Origin of the sequence: Streptomyces sp. SID5464 (assembly GCF_009862985.1) — a bacterium.
GTDB lineage: Bacteria > Actinomycetota > Actinomycetes > Streptomycetales > Streptomycetaceae > Streptomyces > Streptomyces chartreusis_D.
In genome coordinates this window covers 23,783-38,520 of the sequence record NZ_WWIQ01000048.1, presented here as the reverse complement: position 1 = coordinate 38,520, position 14,738 = coordinate 23,783, and the positions used below count along the sequence as shown (strand labels likewise).

Below are 14,738 nucleotides of genomic sequence, written 5' to 3'. Positions count from 1 at the left end.
CACTCACGGTTCTGACCAACCAGTCCGCCGGCAGCGTGGACTCGAGCCTGGCCCGGACGGCGACCACGCAGGCGGCCCAGAACGCCTCGCTCGTCGTGCGGTCGGCATCTTGGGCATGGACGCTTCCGGTCTTCATCGGCATGGCGGTGCCGACGGCCGGTGCCACCACCCCCATCGAGTGGGCGACGCGGTCTGACGCGGGGCTGGGTCATGAGGGCCGCCGGCCTCGTGGCGGCCGCGCTGTTCGGCTTCTGCGTACTGGGGTGGTACGACCGCAGCGGGCTGCACCGCATCCCGGTGGAGACGAACCCCGAGAAGACCGCCGCGCCGGCGCAACGGAGAGCGGAAACCGATCAGTTTTTATCGGGGCGGAATCGCGTTAGTCTCGCAGCATGACCACCGAGGCGAAGCCAAGCCCCAGAGAGCGGCTGCTGAACGCGGCGGCGACGCTCACCTACCGCGACGGTGTCGGCATCGGCGTCGAGGCCCTGTGCAAGGCGGCCGGGGTGTCGAAGCGTTCCATGTACCAGCTGTTCGAGAGCAAGGACGAACTCCTGGCGGCGAGCCTGGAGCAGCGCACTGCCGACTTCGTGGCGGCGCTCCTGCCCGCGGCGGACGACGGCCGGTCACCCCGCGAGCGGATCCTGCACGTCTTCGGGCAGGTGGAATCGCAGGCGGGTGCGCCCGAGTTCCGCGGCTGTCCGTACCTGGCGGCGCAGATCGAGCTGAAGGACGAGAACCACCCCGCGAGCCGGGTCGCCCACCGGGTCAAGGAGAACCTGACCGCCTTCTTCCGCGCCGAGGCCGAACAGGGCGGCGCGAGCCGTCCCGACCTGCTGGCCCGGCAGCTCAGCCTGGTCTTCGACGGTGCCAGTGCCCGCGCGGGAATCGGAGCGGACAAACTGACGGGGCTCGTCGCGCCCACGGTGACCACCCTGCTCGACGCGGCGGGCATGCGCTGACGCATCGCCGTTCCCGAACGCCCCCTCACGGTCACGGGGTGCGGATGCCGTGCGGCGGCTCCTGCGGCGCGAGGAAGTCGCGGGTGACGCCGGCGATCGAGGACGCGCCGGTGAGTGCCATCGTGAGGTCGAGTTCGGCGACGACGTTGGCGATGACTTCTTCGACACCCCGTTGCCCGGCGATGGCGAGCCCGTACAGGTAGGGGCGCCCGAGCAGCACCGCGTCCGCGCCGAGGGCGATGGCGGTGAACACGTCGGCGCCGGTCCGGATGCCGCTGTCCAGCAGCACGGTGGGGTCCGGCCCGACCTCGTCCCGGATCCGGACGAGCGCGTCGAGTGAGGCGACGGAGTTGTCGATCTGCCGGCCACCGTGGTTGGACACGACGATGCCGTCGACGCCCATCTCGAAGGCGCGTCGCGCGTCGTCGGGATGCAGGATGCCCTTGAGCACGACCGGGAGCCGGGTGCGGTCTCGCAGGGTGGCCAGATGGTCCCAGCCCAGGCCGGGGTTGGAGTAGGTGTCCAGGAAGGTCTGTACCGACGCGCGCGGCACCGGCGAGCGCAGGTTGGCCAGGAAGCCGCCGGGATGGTTGCGGGTGATGGACAGCAGGCTGCGCAGCGCGCCGAGGGTGACGTCGGTCCTGCCGACGGCCGTCTCGCCCAGTCGCTCCCGGACGAGCCGGCTGAACGACGCGTCGGAGGTGTACTGGGCGATCCCGACGCCTTGGGTGAACGGAAGCGATCCGAGGTTGAGGTCCTGGGGCCGCCAGCCCAAGCTGGTGGTGTCCAGGGTGACGACCAGGGCGCCCGCTCCGATGGCCTCGGCGCGGTTGATCAGGCTGTCGACCACGCTGTCGTCGGTGCTCCAGTACAACTGCATCCAGCGGGGCGTCCCGCCCATGGCGGCGGCGCACTCCTCCATCGGGTTGCAGCCCTGGTTGCTGAAGACGTACGGGGTGCCGGTCGCCGCCGCTGCCCGGGCGATCTTGACGTCGCTGTCCTTGCCCATCAGCGCTCCGGCGCCGACCGGCGCCAGCAACACCGGGGCGGGCATCGGTGTGCCCAGGACGTCCGTGGTCAGGTCGCGCTCGGTGACGCCGTGCGCCATGCGGGGCACGATCGCCCACCGGTCGAACGCCGCCCGGTTGTTGCGCATCGTCCGGCCCTCGCCCGCGCCACCCGCGACGTAGGCCCACGCCCTCGCGCTGCTGGATCGGCGGGCGGCCCTCTCGAGGCCGGCGAAATCCGCAGGCACGGCCGGGCGGCGCCCCAGCACGCCGTCGCGGTAGACGACCGCCTGGCGTTCGCGCCCGGGCCCGGCCTTCCGAACGTTCATGGCGGAGAACCTCCCTCGTGGCCGGCCCGTCCGTCAACACGTCGAGCCGAACCTGTTTCACGTCGGGCGAGTTGCGCACGCGGGTCGACGGGCAGGGCGCGGCAGCGCCTGCACACCGGGATCAGTGCTGCCCGTGACCGCTCGTGATCTCCCGGTACTCCTCGGCGGTCGGCTTGGCGATCTGCCCCTCCGCGCCGAAGTACGCCTTGCTGAGCCTGGCGCGGAGCCTCTCGGAGCCCTTGGGCCTGCGCTCGCCGCCGTTCTCGTCGACGGTCGGGCCGTTCTCGGCCGGCCGGTACTGCTCGTGCGCGGTGAGGGTGTGCAGCGCGTCCTGGCTGAGCGGGGCGTGGACCTCGATGAACTCGCCGTGCGGGAGGCGCTTGACGATGCCGGTCTCGCGGCCGTGCAGCACCTTGTCGCGGTCCCGGCGCTGCAGGCCGAGGCAGATCCGCTTGGTGACGACGAACGCGATGACGGGTCCGGCGAAGAAGAAGATCCGGGAGAACCAGGTGATGGGGATGTCGTTGCCGCCCGCGATCATCACCACGAAGTACGCCGTCAGCCAGCGACGCCGAAGGCCGTGCGGGTGGGGGCGTTGCGCGGGCGGTCCAGGATGTGGTGCTCGCGCTTGTCTCCGGTGACAGCGTGTGCCCCCAGAAGTTGCCGAGCGGCTGGCGGCCGTCTGCCGCGCGATGCGCTCCTGGGCCGTGGCCCACCCCTTTGAGTTCGAGTGGATCTTCGCGAGCCCTGTCGGCAGCACGCAGCACCAGCCCGACTCCGCCCGGTACCAGGCCGGCCTGCGCTTCGCGTACGTCTTCCTCGACATCATCATCGAGCTGTGGAACACCCAGCCGTTCCCGGTGCCGGACCTGGAGGACCAGCCCGAGTCCCTGCGCGAGCAACTGCGCGCGTACTCCCGCCTGATCGACGAACGCCTGCCCCCGGAAGCACTGCACGTGTAGGTGACCTGCTGGAGCAGGCTCTACGGACTGCTGTGCCTGGAAGTTCTTCGCCAGTGGGACTTCGTCCTGACCGACATGGAGCCGTTCTTCGAGCAGTGCCTCGGCGAACTGACCGTGGCCCTCGGCCTGAGCGTGGAGTCCTGACTCCTTCCTGAACTCCGCTACGGGCGGCGGTCGTCGGGCTGGACGGTCCTGCCCTTGGCCCCGGACGCCCCGGACGTCCCCGATGAGGCGCCGTCGGCGGCGTCCCCACCGCTCTGCGCGGCCCCGGATCCGGGGTCCGCGTTGCCGGCGCCGCTGTCCGCGCTGCCGGCGCCACTGCCGGAGTTACCCGCGCCCTTGTCGGCGTTGCTCGCGCCGTTGTCGGCGCCGGCGGAACCGGGGGCGTCCGCACTCTTCTCCGGTCGGGCGGTGCTGCCGGGCTTCGCCTCGGCCCGGGCCAGTTGCTCGGCGCAGTACGCCGTGACCTTCCTCTCGCCGCCCGCGGCCTCGACGAGGCGCTTCCAGGCTGTCGCGTCCATGGCCTTGCCCCGGCCGTCGACCTCCTCGTAGGCACGGCAGTGGGCTTCGGTGTCCCGGGAGGGGGCGGGACGGTCCGGGCGCGCGGACGCGGAGCCGGTCGCGACACCGGACGGAGTACCGGTGGGCTCGCCCGCCGAGGCGCCGGGGGCGCGGGTGGAGGCGGGCGGGCGACCGCGGTCGTCGGCACCGTCCGTGGATCCCACCGAGCCGATCGCCGCGACCGCGACCCCGCCCAGCGTGAGGCTGGCGAGCAGCACGGAGAGCGTGGCCTTCAGCGAACGCCCCGGATGCCGCCGCTCCCGGGGCCGCCAGTCGTCCCGGCGGCGGGTGCGGGCCCGGTGCGCGCCGGCGTCCCGGGCGGCCAGGAAGGCGGCCACCGCCCGCTGTTCGGCCTCGGCGTCGATCCGGTCCCGGATGAGGGCGGCGACGAGCAGCGCCTCCAGCTCGGCTTCGTCGAGGACGTGCCGAGTGCCGAGGCCAGGGCTGCCGCAGCCGGCCGTCCCGCGGTGGCCGGGCCACCGGCCGTCGGCGTCCCGCGCCGCCCGGTGGCCGTAGGCGGAGTCCCCAGGGTGCACACGCCGACGGCCCGGGACGCCGCCGCTCTGATGTTCACCCATGTCCTGTTCCGTCCCTGCTCGATCCATGCGTCCCGCGGCGCCCGCCGGGTCCGTACGACCCGGCCGGCCCGGCCGACCGGCCCGGCGATCCGGGGCCGATCCATACGTCTCGTTCGTCCGCCCCGTTCAGGGCACCGGACCCGGCGACTCCGCCCGGCCCGCCGGCATCGTTCATTTCGACTCCCCCAGCGTCCGGGGAACCTCATCCGTCACACCTTCGGCGCCCAGCCGGGTGGCGAGGCGTTTCAGACCCCGGTACGCGGCTGTCCGCACGGCCCCCGGCCGCTTGCCGAGGACACGGGCGGCGGCGGGCCCGTCCAGCCCCACCACGACGCGCAGCAGCACGGCCTCGGCCTGGTCCTGCGGCAGGCCCCTGACCAGCCGCAGCGCCTGCTCGGTGGACATGGCCTCCAGCGCCTGGTCGTGCGTGCTGTGCGGTCCGGGCAGGTCCAGGACGTCCTGCTCCAGCGCGGACGACCTCGGCCGGACGCGCTGGCGGCGCAGATGGTCCAGCGCCCGGTGCCGGGCGATGGTCGCCGTCCAGCCGCGGAACCCGGCCCCGTCGCCCTTGAACCGCCCCAGGTCCCGGGCGATCTCCAGCCAGGCGTCGGAGGCCACGTCCTCCGCGTCCTCCCCGACCAGTCCGCGCAGATAGCCCAGCAGGCCGGGCTGCACGATCCGGTAGGCGACCGCGAAGGCCGCCTCGTCACCGTTCTGGGCCCGCTCGACGGCCGCGCCCAGTTCCCCGTCGCGCGCCTGCACGCGCCGGGGTTCCCCTCCCTGGCCCAAGAACCGTCCTCGTCCGTACCGGGTTCGCGGCGGATCCGCACCGCGGGGAACGCGTCCGTGCCACGTCCTCCACGATCATCAGCGCCGGGCTCCGGAGAAATGTCACAGCAGGCGGAGTGCTGCGTCCCTCCCGAGGCAGTGGCAGCGCGCCTGCACGGCGGCATCGACACAACCGGGTGATGTTTGGCCACAGATGTGCGCTGGGTGAGTGCCACCTGTGTGACTGCAGGGGCGGATGTGTCCAGTTCTAGGGGTGGGGTAGTTGAGTCCTCGCAGCACGCGTGCGTACAAACCGCTCAGTCTGAAGAGACGGGCGTGGCTGACCATCGGCGCCGTCGTCCTGAGCGCGGCAGGGGTGGTCACCTATGCGGTGGCCGATCCGCCCGGCGGTCCCGACGGCGCGTCCCAGAGCCGCAAGCCGGCCGTCCACACCGTGAAGCTCAAGGACGAGGGCTCCGGGCGCAAGGGCCTGGCCAAGCAGGACACGGACCGGTTCAGCGCGGTACTGGTGACCTGGAACGACCCGGATGCCCGACTCCGGGGCACGGCTGAGGTGCGGACGAGAGACCTGGAGAGCCGGCGCTGGTCCGGCTGGCAGAAGCTGTCGGCCGAACCGGGCCAGGCCGACGGCGCGGAGGGCGAGCGGGCCGCGCTGCGCGGCGGCACCGAGTCCCTCTGGACCGGCGACGCGGACGGCGTCGAGGTGCGTGTCGTGAACGCGGACGGCACGGAGGCGGGCGGCCAGCCCGCCGGCATGGACGTGAGGCTCCTCGACCCGGGCACCGACCCGAAGGGCGCCATCCGGACCGCGGCCTTCACCGAGGAGACCCCCGCCCCGACGACGGAGCCGACGGCCCCCACCCAGACTCCGCCGACTCCCACCCAGACCCCGGCGGAAACGGGCACCCCGGCGGAAACGGCCACCCCGACCGAGACGAGCACGCCGAGCGGCACCCCCGGCGACACGGCGTCCCCGACGGCCTCCCCCTCCCCGACCCCCACGGCCCCCGCGCCCCGCCCCTCCACGGTCGTCAAGCCGCCGATCATCACGCAGGCCGAATGGGGCGCCTCCACGGACTACGACGGCACACCGGCCTACGGCACCGAGATCAAGGCCGCCGTCGTCCACCACACCGGCATGGACAGCGACAACACCCTGTCCTGCGCCCAGTCCCGCGCCCGGATGCGCTCCATCCAGCAGGAGCACTTCGCACGCGGCTACTACGACATCGGCTACAACTTCGTCGTCGACAAGTGCGGGCAGATCTTCGAGGGCCGCAGCGGCGGCATGGACCTGCCGGTCACCGGCGCCCACGACATCGGCTTCAACACCGACACCGTCGGGATCTCGTACATCGGCAACTTCGAGAAGGCCCGGCCGAGCCGCGCCGCGCTCGACGCGATCTCCCGGCTGGTCGCCTGGAAGTTCGGCATGTACGGCATCGACCCGACCGGCAAGGTGACGCTCACCTCCGGCAGCCCGGCCGGCCAGGACGGCAACAAGGTCGACAAGGGCGTCTCGATCACCCTGCCCCGGGTCTTCGGCCACCGCGACACCAACGCCACCGCCTGCCCCGGCGCGAACCTCTACTCCCAGCTCTCCCGGATCGCCCAGGTCGCCAAGACCCCGGGCATCTCACACGCCCTCGCCACCTCCGACGTCAACCGGGACGGCGTCACCGACCTGGTCGCGGGCACTCCCAAGGCGCTGAGCGGCGGCGGCACCGTCACCGTCGTCCCGGGCGGCATCGACGGCCCGGTCACCGCCGCCAAGGTGACGCTCAGCCAGAGCAGCCCGGGCGTCCCCGGCTCCCACGAGACCGGTGACGGCTTCGGCACCTCCACCGCGTGGGGCGACGTGAACGGCGACGGCTACGCCGACCTCGCGATCGGCGCACCCGGCGAGGACGACACCAGCGGCCACGCCGACCGCGGCTCGGTCACGGTGATGTACGGACCCGCACTCGACACCGGCTTCTCGTACACCACGTCAGGGGTCACCTCGACGGGCGCCAGGCTCGGCTCCACGGTCGCCGTCGGCGACTTCGACGGCGACGGCAAGGCGGACGTCTTCTCCGCCGGCACCGGCAGGGGCGGCAACTGGAACGCCCGGCTGACCGGCGGCGCCACCAAGTACGGCACGCTCACCACGGCCACGGGCGCCGTCTCCTACCTCGACGCCGCGACCGGCGACTTCAACCGGGACGGCTACGCGGACATCGCCCTGAACTACCGCGACACCGGCGGCATCGGCCGGGTCGTCCGCTTCGCGGGCTCCGCGACCGGTCTGACCAAGGTGGGCGTCATCTCCGTCAAGGGCGGTCGCTCCCTCGCCGCCGGTGACGTCAGCGGCAACGGCTACGACGACATCGTCATCGGCCAGCCGGCCGCGTCGGAGTCCGGCGGCAGGTCCGGCGGCCAGATCACCATGGTCCCGGGCACGGCCACGGGCTTCACGACCACCGGCATGACCGTGATCCACCAGGACACGGCGTACGTGCCGGGCGGCAACGAGTCCGGTGACGCCCTCGGCACCTCCGTCTCGGTCGGCGACTACAACGCCGACGGTTACGCGGACGTCCTCGCGGGCGCCCCGGGCGAGGACCTGACCCGGGACGGCGTCAACCGCGCCGACGCGGGCAGCGCGATCCTCGTCAAGGGCACCGCTTCCGGTCTGACCGGCTCCGGCTCGGTCGGGATCTCGCAGGACACCTCCGGCGTCCCGGGCTCCACGGAGACCGGCGACCGCTTCGGCTCGTCGGTGTCACTGACGGACCTGTCCGGCTACGGCCGGGCGGACCTCACGTTCGGCGCCGACGGCGAGGACGGGGGCGACGGCGTCCTGCTGTACCTGCCGAGCAACAGCACCGGCCTCGGGTACGCCGACTCCGTCGTCTTCGGCAAGTCCACGCTGGGCACCCCGACGGACGCCCACCTGGGCCAGACGCTGACGCCGTGACGACTCGTCCGGTCCTCGGCCGTTTGCCGGATTTCTCCGGCAGACCGAACGGACGGGTGGGCAAGGGGGAAAGACTCCCCCATCGCCCCCAAGAGGACCGGAAGCGAGCCACGCATGACACGCCTCCTGCTGCACACCGCCGTCGCCACCGCCCTGGCCGCCGGCACGCTCGGCCTGACCCAGCCCGCCCGGACCTCCTCCGCCTCCTCCTCGGACGGCGTGCACACCGTCCGGGTGCCGGACGGTGACCCGCACGAGCGGTCCCTCGCCCCGCGCACCACCGAGCCGTTCAGCATGGTCGGTGTCACCTGGGACGACCCGGACGCGGCCCTGGACGGCACCGCGCACGTGCGCACCCGCTCCCGCCAGAGCGGCGAATGGAGCGCGTGGCGCGCACTCGACACCGACGTCCGGACGCCCGAGACCGGCCCCGACCGCCACCGCGCCGGAGTCCGCGGCGGCACCCAGCCGCTGTGGACCGGGCCTTCGGACGGCGTCCAGGTGCGGGTGTCGGGCGGACGGCTGCCCGACGGGCTGCGCGTCGAACTGGTCGACCCGGACGGCGGATCGGACGCCGTGCACACCACGGTCGTCGAACCGGACCTCGTCGAACCGGAGGTCGTCGGGCCGGCCGCCGGTGCGCCGCACGCCGAACGTCCCGCCGTCAGGTCACGTTCCGCCTGGGGCGCCGACGAGTCCCTCGTGAAGGACCCGCCCACCTACACCACCGGCACCCGTGCGATGTTCGTCCACCACACGGCGGGCACCAACGACTACACCTGCTCCGAGTCGGCGTCGATCGTGCGCGGCGTGTTCCTCTACCACGTGCGGAGCAACGGCTGGAACGACATCGGCTACCACTTCCTCGTCGACAAGTGCGGCACGGTCTTCGAGGGCCGTGCGGGCGGCATGGACAGGCCCGTCCTCGGCGCGCACACCTACGGCTTCAACACCGCCACCAGCAGCGTCTCGGTGCTCGGCGACTACAGCAAGACGACCCCGAACACCGCCGTACGCGAGTCGGTCGCCAAGGTCGCGGCCTGGAAGCTCGGCCTGTACGGCATCGACCCGACCGGCACGGTGGTGCTGACCGCCGGTGCCGACAACGGCAAGTACAAGGCGGGCCAGAAGGCCACGCTGCACCGCGTCTCCGGCCATCGCGACGGCTACCCGACCGAGTGCCCCGGCCGGCACCTCTACGACGACCTGCCCGAGATCCGCACCCTCGCCGGGAGGGCCGCCAAGCTCGACGAGCCGGCCCCGGAGCAGGCCGGTCCCGGAACCGGGGACGCCCCGGTGGGGCTCGCGCGCTGAGCTACCGCGGGGGCGCGGCCGTCGTCGCGTCCCGGCACAGCAGCCGCAGCGAGCCGTGCCCGGCGTAACAGCGGCGGGCCTCGTCGATCGGGTCCCAGAGGCGTCCGTCGGGGGTGCGGATCCAGTGGTCGCCGCCCGTCGCCCACCACTCGGCCCCGGTCTGACGCGCCATCACCTCACCGGCGTAGGCCCCGAACCCGCGCAGCACCTCCTGCACGGCGGCGTACGGCGCTCCTTCCCGCCGTATCCCCTCGATCATCCGGTCGATGCTCCACAGACTCTGTGCCGAGTAGTCGAGGCGCAGCCGTGCTCCCTCGCGCATCGTCGCCACCGTGTCCGCCGCCCACCGCAGCGGCTTCGCCGCGGCCGAGGGCCTGGTTTCCGCTTGAGTCGTCACACCCGGGAAAGCGCTGCGGCATGACGTTTCGTCACACGGAATCGGCGACTTCCCCGAAGCGGCGCAGGACCGCCCCACCTCACCCAAGGGACCGTCACAGGACTCTCCCAGGAATGGGGTTTGGGCCGGTCAGGGGCTCGGCGCCCGGTCCGTCAGCCCTGTTGCCGGCTCCGGCGCGAGACGACCGCGCGCAGTACCCGACGTCCCTCGGTCGACACCTCCAGCGCCCGCCGCAGCCCGGCCGGACCGTGACCGGCCAGGACCTCCAGGACGGTGATCTGGCGGCGCAGTTCCGCGGCGACGAGCGGCGACATGCCCTCCGTACGGCCCTCGCGGCGCACGGTGACCGACGAGGCGTCGTCCTCGGCGGTGTCGAGGAGGCGGTGGATCTGGAGGGAGGCGACGGAGCAGGCGTCGGCCCACACCCGTACCCCCGCGGGGGACAGCTCGGCGGGAGCGGCCTCGAGCATCCGGTGGGCGAGCACGGCCGCCTCGTCCCCGGTGCCGGCCGCGTCCAGCTTTCCGCGCGCCTGCTCCAGCCCCTCACCCCAGTCGCCGGTACCGGCGCCGTCGGTGAGGCTCGCCCACAGCGGCCGCAGGATCTCGTCGTCGCCGCCCAGCAGGGGCACGCACCGATCCAGACAAGCCAGCCCGCTCGCGGCCAGCCCGCGTTCGTCGGCCTGTGCGATCAACTCCACCAGGCTCATCCACGCCTCCCTCCGCGGGCCTTGCAGGGGCCCTACCAGGCCGCTTCCAGCCCTCACCCCTCACGGAACCCGCACTTCCCCTTACTGCGCGCAACGGCCCCGGAACGTCACAGGGGCACGACGCCCAGTCGGTCGAGGAAGCGGAAGAAGAGGTTTTCAGCCAGAGGATCAGGGTCTGAAGTGAGTACGTCCACCAGCGTGTCGGCGTTCACTTCGTGCCCGGCCTCGGCGGCCCAGCGGACCGCGTGCTCGGCGGCGTCGCGGGGTTCGAGGAAGTAGTCCTCCAGTGTGAGGCCCTCCCGGCCGGCGCCCAGGTACCCGGCCATGGCGGCCCGGGCGAGGCAGGTCGTCCACGTGCCGCTGTCCGGCGCCGCGGCCTCCAGCACCACGCACTCGCTGTTCATCACGTACCCGAACAGCGCGGGCGCCCCGGTCTCCCGGGCGAGGGCGTTCATGTTCCCGACGTCGCCGTCGCTGCTCGGGTACTCCCAAACCTGCCACCCGCCCGGTGCCGAGGTGCGCCGCACCATCCCGTCCGTCGCCCCCGCCAGTGCGTCCAGCTCCGCCAGCGGCCGCTCCCCACGGCCCACGACGAAGTACCCCCAGTAGCCCATGCTCCGGTTCCCCCCGGCATATTCGATTCGGCTCGCGTCAGAAGACCACCACACCCGTACGGCAGTTCGCAGCCGTACGGGCCAATTCGTGTGCGGTCAGCCGAGCCTGTCCGCAAGCGCCCGGAACTCCGCCCAGGACAGCTCGGGCCGGCCCGGGTCCCACAGCTTCTGGACGGTCGCCCGCAGCGGCATGCGGATCCCGGCCGCCACCTGGTCCTGCGTCTGCGCGTCCGGGACGTCGCCCCAGACGGCGAAGGACCCGCCGAGGATCTGCCCGTCGTAGCGCTCCGGCACGGCCGCCGTGCCGCGCAGCACCCGGGGCGTCCACTGCTCGTAGATCCGCTGCCCCGTCGGATAGACGAAGGTCTGCGGCTCGCCGAGCACGTAGTACAGGAACTCGTCGTTGTAGTTGATCACCTTCCGGCCCTCGCCCAGGTACTCCGCGGGCTGCCGGGCGCCGATCTCCTTGCCGGTCCAGTAGGCGACCTGGATGTCCCTGGCGGCCTTGACGGAGGTGTCCCGGAAGAAGCCGTCGTTCCACGCGCGCGGGGTGCGCTGGTGCTTGCGGACGGTGGCGGCCCGGTCGTTGAGCCAGCCGGTGGTGAGGTCGGCGACCGTCGCCCCGGAGCCGTACTTCTCCCGCGCGGCGGCGGCCAGCTGCGGGAACGACGCCTCCGGGTCGGAGCGCACCAGTGCCTGGTACTCGTCGCCGCCGAGGTGCCACGGCCCGCCCGGGAACAGGTCGGCGTACTCGTTCAGCAGATCGTCGACGATCGCGGCGCTCTCGCTCTCGGAGATGTCGATGGCCCCCTGCACCGCCGATCCCCGCCCGGTGCGCAGCTGGAGGTCGGGGTGGGCGGCGAGGACCGCGCCGAGGTGCCCCGGGGAGTCGATCTCTGGCACGACGGTGATGTGGCGGCTCTCCGCGAGGTCGACGATCTTCCGCACCTGCGCCTTGGTCAGATGCTGCTCGGACACGATCTCCGGATGCGAGTCGGACTCGATCCGGAATCCCTGGTCGTCGGAGAAGTGCAGACCGAGCTGGTTGAACTTCAGATCGCCCAGCTCCCGGATCCGGTCCTCGATCCAGCCGGCCGTGTAGTTCTTGCGGGCGATGTCCAGCATGAACCCGCGCTCCGGCTTGGCCGGCTCGTCCCGCACCACGCCCTCGGGCGCCGTGCCGCCGTCGTGCACTTCCTGCTTGAGGGTGCGGGTGCCGTAGAAGACGCCCGCGTCGGCGGGCCCGCTGATCTCCACCCGCCCGTCGCGCACGGTCATGACGTACGACTCGGGATTCGCCTTCTTGCCGTCGTCCAGCGTCAGCCGTACGTCCCCGGCGCGCCGGTCGTCCTTCTCGCCCTCGTACGTCAGCCCGAGCTCACCGGCGATCAGCCGGCCCTCGTCGGCCAGCGCCGGGTCGTCCACGACGACGCGGTCCCCGCTCGCGGGGCGCCAGCCCGGGCCGCGGGCCGCGGTGTGCTCGCGCACGGCGGGGATCGTCTGCGGCGCCTGGGACAGGGCGTACGAGCGGCTCGGACTCGGGCCGTCCTCCGGGGAGGTGCCGTGCGGGGCGGCCGCGGTCCGGTCCTGGGAGGGTCTGGCCTCCGGCCCGGTGGTCCCGCCGTCGCCGCCCGAGGCCGCCCAGAGCCCCAGACTCACCCCGGCCGCGACCACGACCAGGGCGACGGCCGTGGCCACGACCAGCACCTGCCACTGCTTCCCCGGCTTTCCCTGCTTCGCCGAACCCCGGCGCTTGTGCTGACTCACATCGCCAACCTAAGACCCCCTGCCACCCTGCGCGCGTCCACCACGCGTGCCGAAACTCTCTCTCCCGGGTGAAATTCGGGCATCCGTCGGACACGTCATGGTCGTACTCGATAGCGTGACGTCACATCCCTCACAACATGCCCTGCCGACACACGTGACGCCCACGAGGACCCACGCTGCCTGCGCACCGTCTCCCAGACCTCCCCGGCCGACTCGCCATACCGGTGGAGCGCTTCAACGCGGCCTCCGAGGAGGCCCTGGAGCAGACGCTCCTCTCCTGCCTGCGCAGCCCCCGCTGGTCCCGGCGTGTCGCGGAACACCGCCCCTATCCGGACCTGGCCTCCCTGCTGGCCGCGGCGGACGAGGCGGCCTACGACCTGACCTGGCCCGACCTGACGGAGGCCCTGGCAGCCGAGTCCCTGCCGCCCCTCCCGCCCGGCACGTACTCCGCGGCCCACACGGCCCTCAGCGCGGCCCACGCCGCCTATGAGGCCCGCTTCGGACACGTGTTCGTCATCTGCCTGGACGGTGTGCCCCCGGCCGAGACCCTGGACCGCCTCCTGGAGGCCATCCGGTCACGATTGACCAACGATCCGGAGGAGGAGCGGGCAGTGACGGCGGACGAACTCCGGCGCCTCGCGAGGGGACGTCTGCTGACCGCCCTCAGGGGCGCGGGGAACTGCGCGATCAACCACTGACGGCCCGCACCCGGCAGGCCCCGGGGAACCCCGATACCCCCTGCCCGCGCTAGCCCACCTGTACCTCTTTGCATGCCAGTTTGATCACACCCCGGGACCCCGGCTCAGCCCAGCGGCAGCGCATCGCTACGATGCTGGGGGCCGGTGGACCGTACCCGGCCGGGCCCGACCGACACACCAAGCCGGCGCGGCCCCAATCCCCGCTCCCGGAGGAAACTTCCGTGCCGGCTGGAACGCTGTACCGCGGCCGGGAAGGAATGTGGTCCTGGGTGGCTCACCGAGTCACCGGCGTCCTCATCTTCTTCTTCCTGTTCGTTCACGTGCTGGACACCGCTCTCGTCCGCGTGTCCCCTGAGGCCTACGACAACGTCGTGGCCACGTACAAGACGCCGATCGTCGCGCTGCTGGAGTACGGCCTCGTCGCCGCCATCCTCTTCCACGCGCTCAACGGTCTGCGCGTCATCGCCGTCGACTTCTGGATCAAGGGCGCCCGGTACCAGAAGCAGATGCTCTGGACCGTCGTCGCCCTGTGGGTCGTGCTGATGCTCGGGGCGATCTACCCCGTCCTCGGCCACGCCGCTCGTGAACTGTTCGGGAGCTGACGCCAATGTCCACGACTGAGAAGACCGCCGCCGGCGTCGGCCCCGTCGAGGGTGGCGCCGTCTACACCGTCGACAACCCCGCGCCCTTCATCGAGGCCCCGCGCAAGCGCACCAAGAAGACCCCGAAGTCCACCCGGGGCAACTTCGAGCTGGCCGCCTGGCTGTTCATGCGCCTGTCGGGCGTGGTGCTGGTCGTGCTGGTCCTCGGCCACCTGCTGATCCAGCTGGTGCTGGACGGCGGTGTGTCCAAGATCGGCTTCGCCTTCGTGGCGGGCCGCTGGGCGAGCCCCTTCTGGCAGGTCTGGGACCTGCTGATGCTGTGGCTCGCGATGCTGCACGGCGCCAACGGCCTGCGCACGGTCATCAACGACTACGCGGAGCGCGCGAACACCCGGCTGTGGCTCAAGGGCCTGCTCTACACCGCCACGGTGTTCACCATCCTGCTGGGCACGCTGGTGATCTTCACCTTCGACCCGAACATCCGCTAGGCAC

The 14,738-nt window shown here is 72.3% G+C and carries 15 protein-coding genes and 1 pseudogene; 8 read left to right on the top strand and 8 right to left on the bottom strand.

Annotated elements, in window-relative coordinates; translation table 11 throughout:
• Window positions 1-392: 392 nt before the first annotated feature.
• The gene (locus GTY47_RS23015; RefSeq protein WP_010047106.1) at window positions 393-962 is read left to right on the top strand and encodes a TetR/AcrR family transcriptional regulator; all 570 of its coding nucleotides are present in this window, start codon (window positions 393-395) and stop codon (window positions 960-962) included.
• 31 nt (window positions 963-993) lie between these two features.
• On the opposite strand, the gene GTY47_RS23010 is transcribed toward GTY47_RS23015, so the two are convergent.
• Window positions 994-2,298: an alpha-hydroxy-acid oxidizing protein gene (locus GTY47_RS23010; protein WP_010047104.1), complete on the bottom strand. Its 1,305-nt coding sequence runs from the start codon at window positions 2,296-2,298 to the stop codon at window positions 994-996.
• Between the two features lie 121 nt (window positions 2,299-2,419).
• A pseudogene (locus tag GTY47_RS23005) lies at window positions 2,420-2,940 on the bottom strand (ubiquinol-cytochrome c reductase cytochrome b subunit); the annotation flags it as partial.
• 5 nt (window positions 2,941-2,945) lie between these two features.
• Here GTY47_RS23005 and GTY47_RS40370 point away from each other — a divergent pair.
• Window positions 2,946-3,260, top strand: a complete 315-nt coding sequence (locus GTY47_RS40370; RefSeq protein WP_197709811.1) for a TetR-like C-terminal domain-containing protein — start codon at window positions 2,946-2,948, stop codon at window positions 3,258-3,260.
• Window positions 3,261-3,404 carry a hypothetical protein gene (locus tag GTY47_RS40365; protein WP_197709812.1) on the top strand — a complete coding sequence of 48 codons (144 nt, stop codon included), beginning with the start codon at window positions 3,261-3,263 and terminating at the stop codon, window positions 3,402-3,404.
• Between the two features lie 17 nt (window positions 3,405-3,421).
• On the opposite strand, the gene GTY47_RS22995 is transcribed toward GTY47_RS40365, so the two are convergent.
• Both GTY47_RS22995 and GTY47_RS22990 read right to left on the bottom strand, forming a co-directional pair.
• Window positions 3,422-4,399: a hypothetical protein gene (locus GTY47_RS22995; protein WP_010047102.1), complete on the bottom strand. Its 978-nt coding sequence runs from the start codon at window positions 4,397-4,399 to the stop codon at window positions 3,422-3,424.
• A gap of 171 nt (window positions 4,400-4,570) precedes the next feature.
• The gene (locus GTY47_RS22990; protein WP_029181676.1) at window positions 4,571-5,188 is read right to left on the bottom strand and encodes an RNA polymerase sigma factor; all 618 of its coding nucleotides are present in this window, start codon (window positions 5,186-5,188) and stop codon (window positions 4,571-4,573) included.
• A gap of 262 nt (window positions 5,189-5,450) precedes the next feature.
• Here GTY47_RS22990 and GTY47_RS22985 point away from each other — a divergent pair, with 262 nt between their 5' ends.
• On the top strand, window positions 5,451-8,147 hold the full coding sequence (locus GTY47_RS22985; protein WP_029181675.1) for an N-acetylmuramoyl-L-alanine amidase: 2,697 nt from the start codon (window positions 5,451-5,453) through the stop codon (window positions 8,145-8,147).
• Between the two features lie 114 nt (window positions 8,148-8,261).
• Window positions 8,262-9,461, top strand: a complete 1,200-nt coding sequence (locus tag GTY47_RS22980; protein WP_010047094.1) for an N-acetylmuramoyl-L-alanine amidase — start codon at window positions 8,262-8,264, stop codon at window positions 9,459-9,461.
• Between the two features lies 1 nt (window position 9,462).
• Here the strand turns inward: GTY47_RS22980 and GTY47_RS22975 are convergent, their stop codons facing one another.
• From GTY47_RS22975 to GTY47_RS22960, 4 genes are all read right to left on the bottom strand, one after another.
• A complete protein-coding gene (locus GTY47_RS22975) occupies window positions 9,463-9,858 on the bottom strand; it encodes a hypothetical protein (protein ID WP_086012593.1) in 396 nt (131 codons plus the stop codon).
• A gap of 152 nt (window positions 9,859-10,010) precedes the next feature.
• On the bottom strand, window positions 10,011-10,565 hold the full coding sequence (locus GTY47_RS22970; RefSeq protein WP_010047087.1) for a hypothetical protein: 555 nt from the start codon (window positions 10,563-10,565) through the stop codon (window positions 10,011-10,013).
• Between the two features lie 107 nt (window positions 10,566-10,672).
• The gene (locus tag GTY47_RS22965; RefSeq protein ID WP_010047084.1) at window positions 10,673-11,179 is read right to left on the bottom strand and encodes a hypothetical protein; all 507 of its coding nucleotides are present in this window, start codon (window positions 11,177-11,179) and stop codon (window positions 10,673-10,675) included.
• Window positions 11,180-11,275: 96 nt separating this feature from the next.
• Window positions 11,276-12,883, bottom strand: a complete 1,608-nt coding sequence (locus GTY47_RS22960) for a glycoside hydrolase family 20 protein (RefSeq protein WP_029181673.1) — start codon at window positions 12,881-12,883, stop codon at window positions 11,276-11,278.
• Between the two features lie 287 nt (window positions 12,884-13,170).
• Between GTY47_RS22960 and GTY47_RS22955 the strand changes: the two genes are divergently transcribed.
• The 3 genes from GTY47_RS22955 to GTY47_RS22945 all read left to right on the top strand — a co-directional run bounded on the left by GTY47_RS22955 (window position 13,171) and on the right by GTY47_RS22945 (window position 14,734).
• On the top strand, window positions 13,171-13,644 hold the full coding sequence (locus GTY47_RS22955) for a 2-oxo-4-hydroxy-4-carboxy-5-ureidoimidazoline decarboxylase (protein ID WP_010047080.1): 474 nt from the start codon (window positions 13,171-13,173) through the stop codon (window positions 13,642-13,644).
• 221 nt (window positions 13,645-13,865) lie between these two features.
• Window positions 13,866-14,246, top strand: coding sequence for a succinate dehydrogenase, cytochrome b556 subunit (gene sdhC / locus GTY47_RS22950; RefSeq protein ID WP_010047075.1), 381 nt, complete (start codon window positions 13,866-13,868; stop codon window positions 14,244-14,246).
• 5 nt (window positions 14,247-14,251) lie between these two features.
• Complete coding sequence (locus tag GTY47_RS22945; protein ID WP_010047073.1) at window positions 14,252-14,734, top strand: succinate dehydrogenase hydrophobic membrane anchor subunit; 483 nt, start codon at window positions 14,252-14,254, stop codon at window positions 14,732-14,734.
• Window positions 14,735-14,738: the final 4 nt, after the last annotated feature.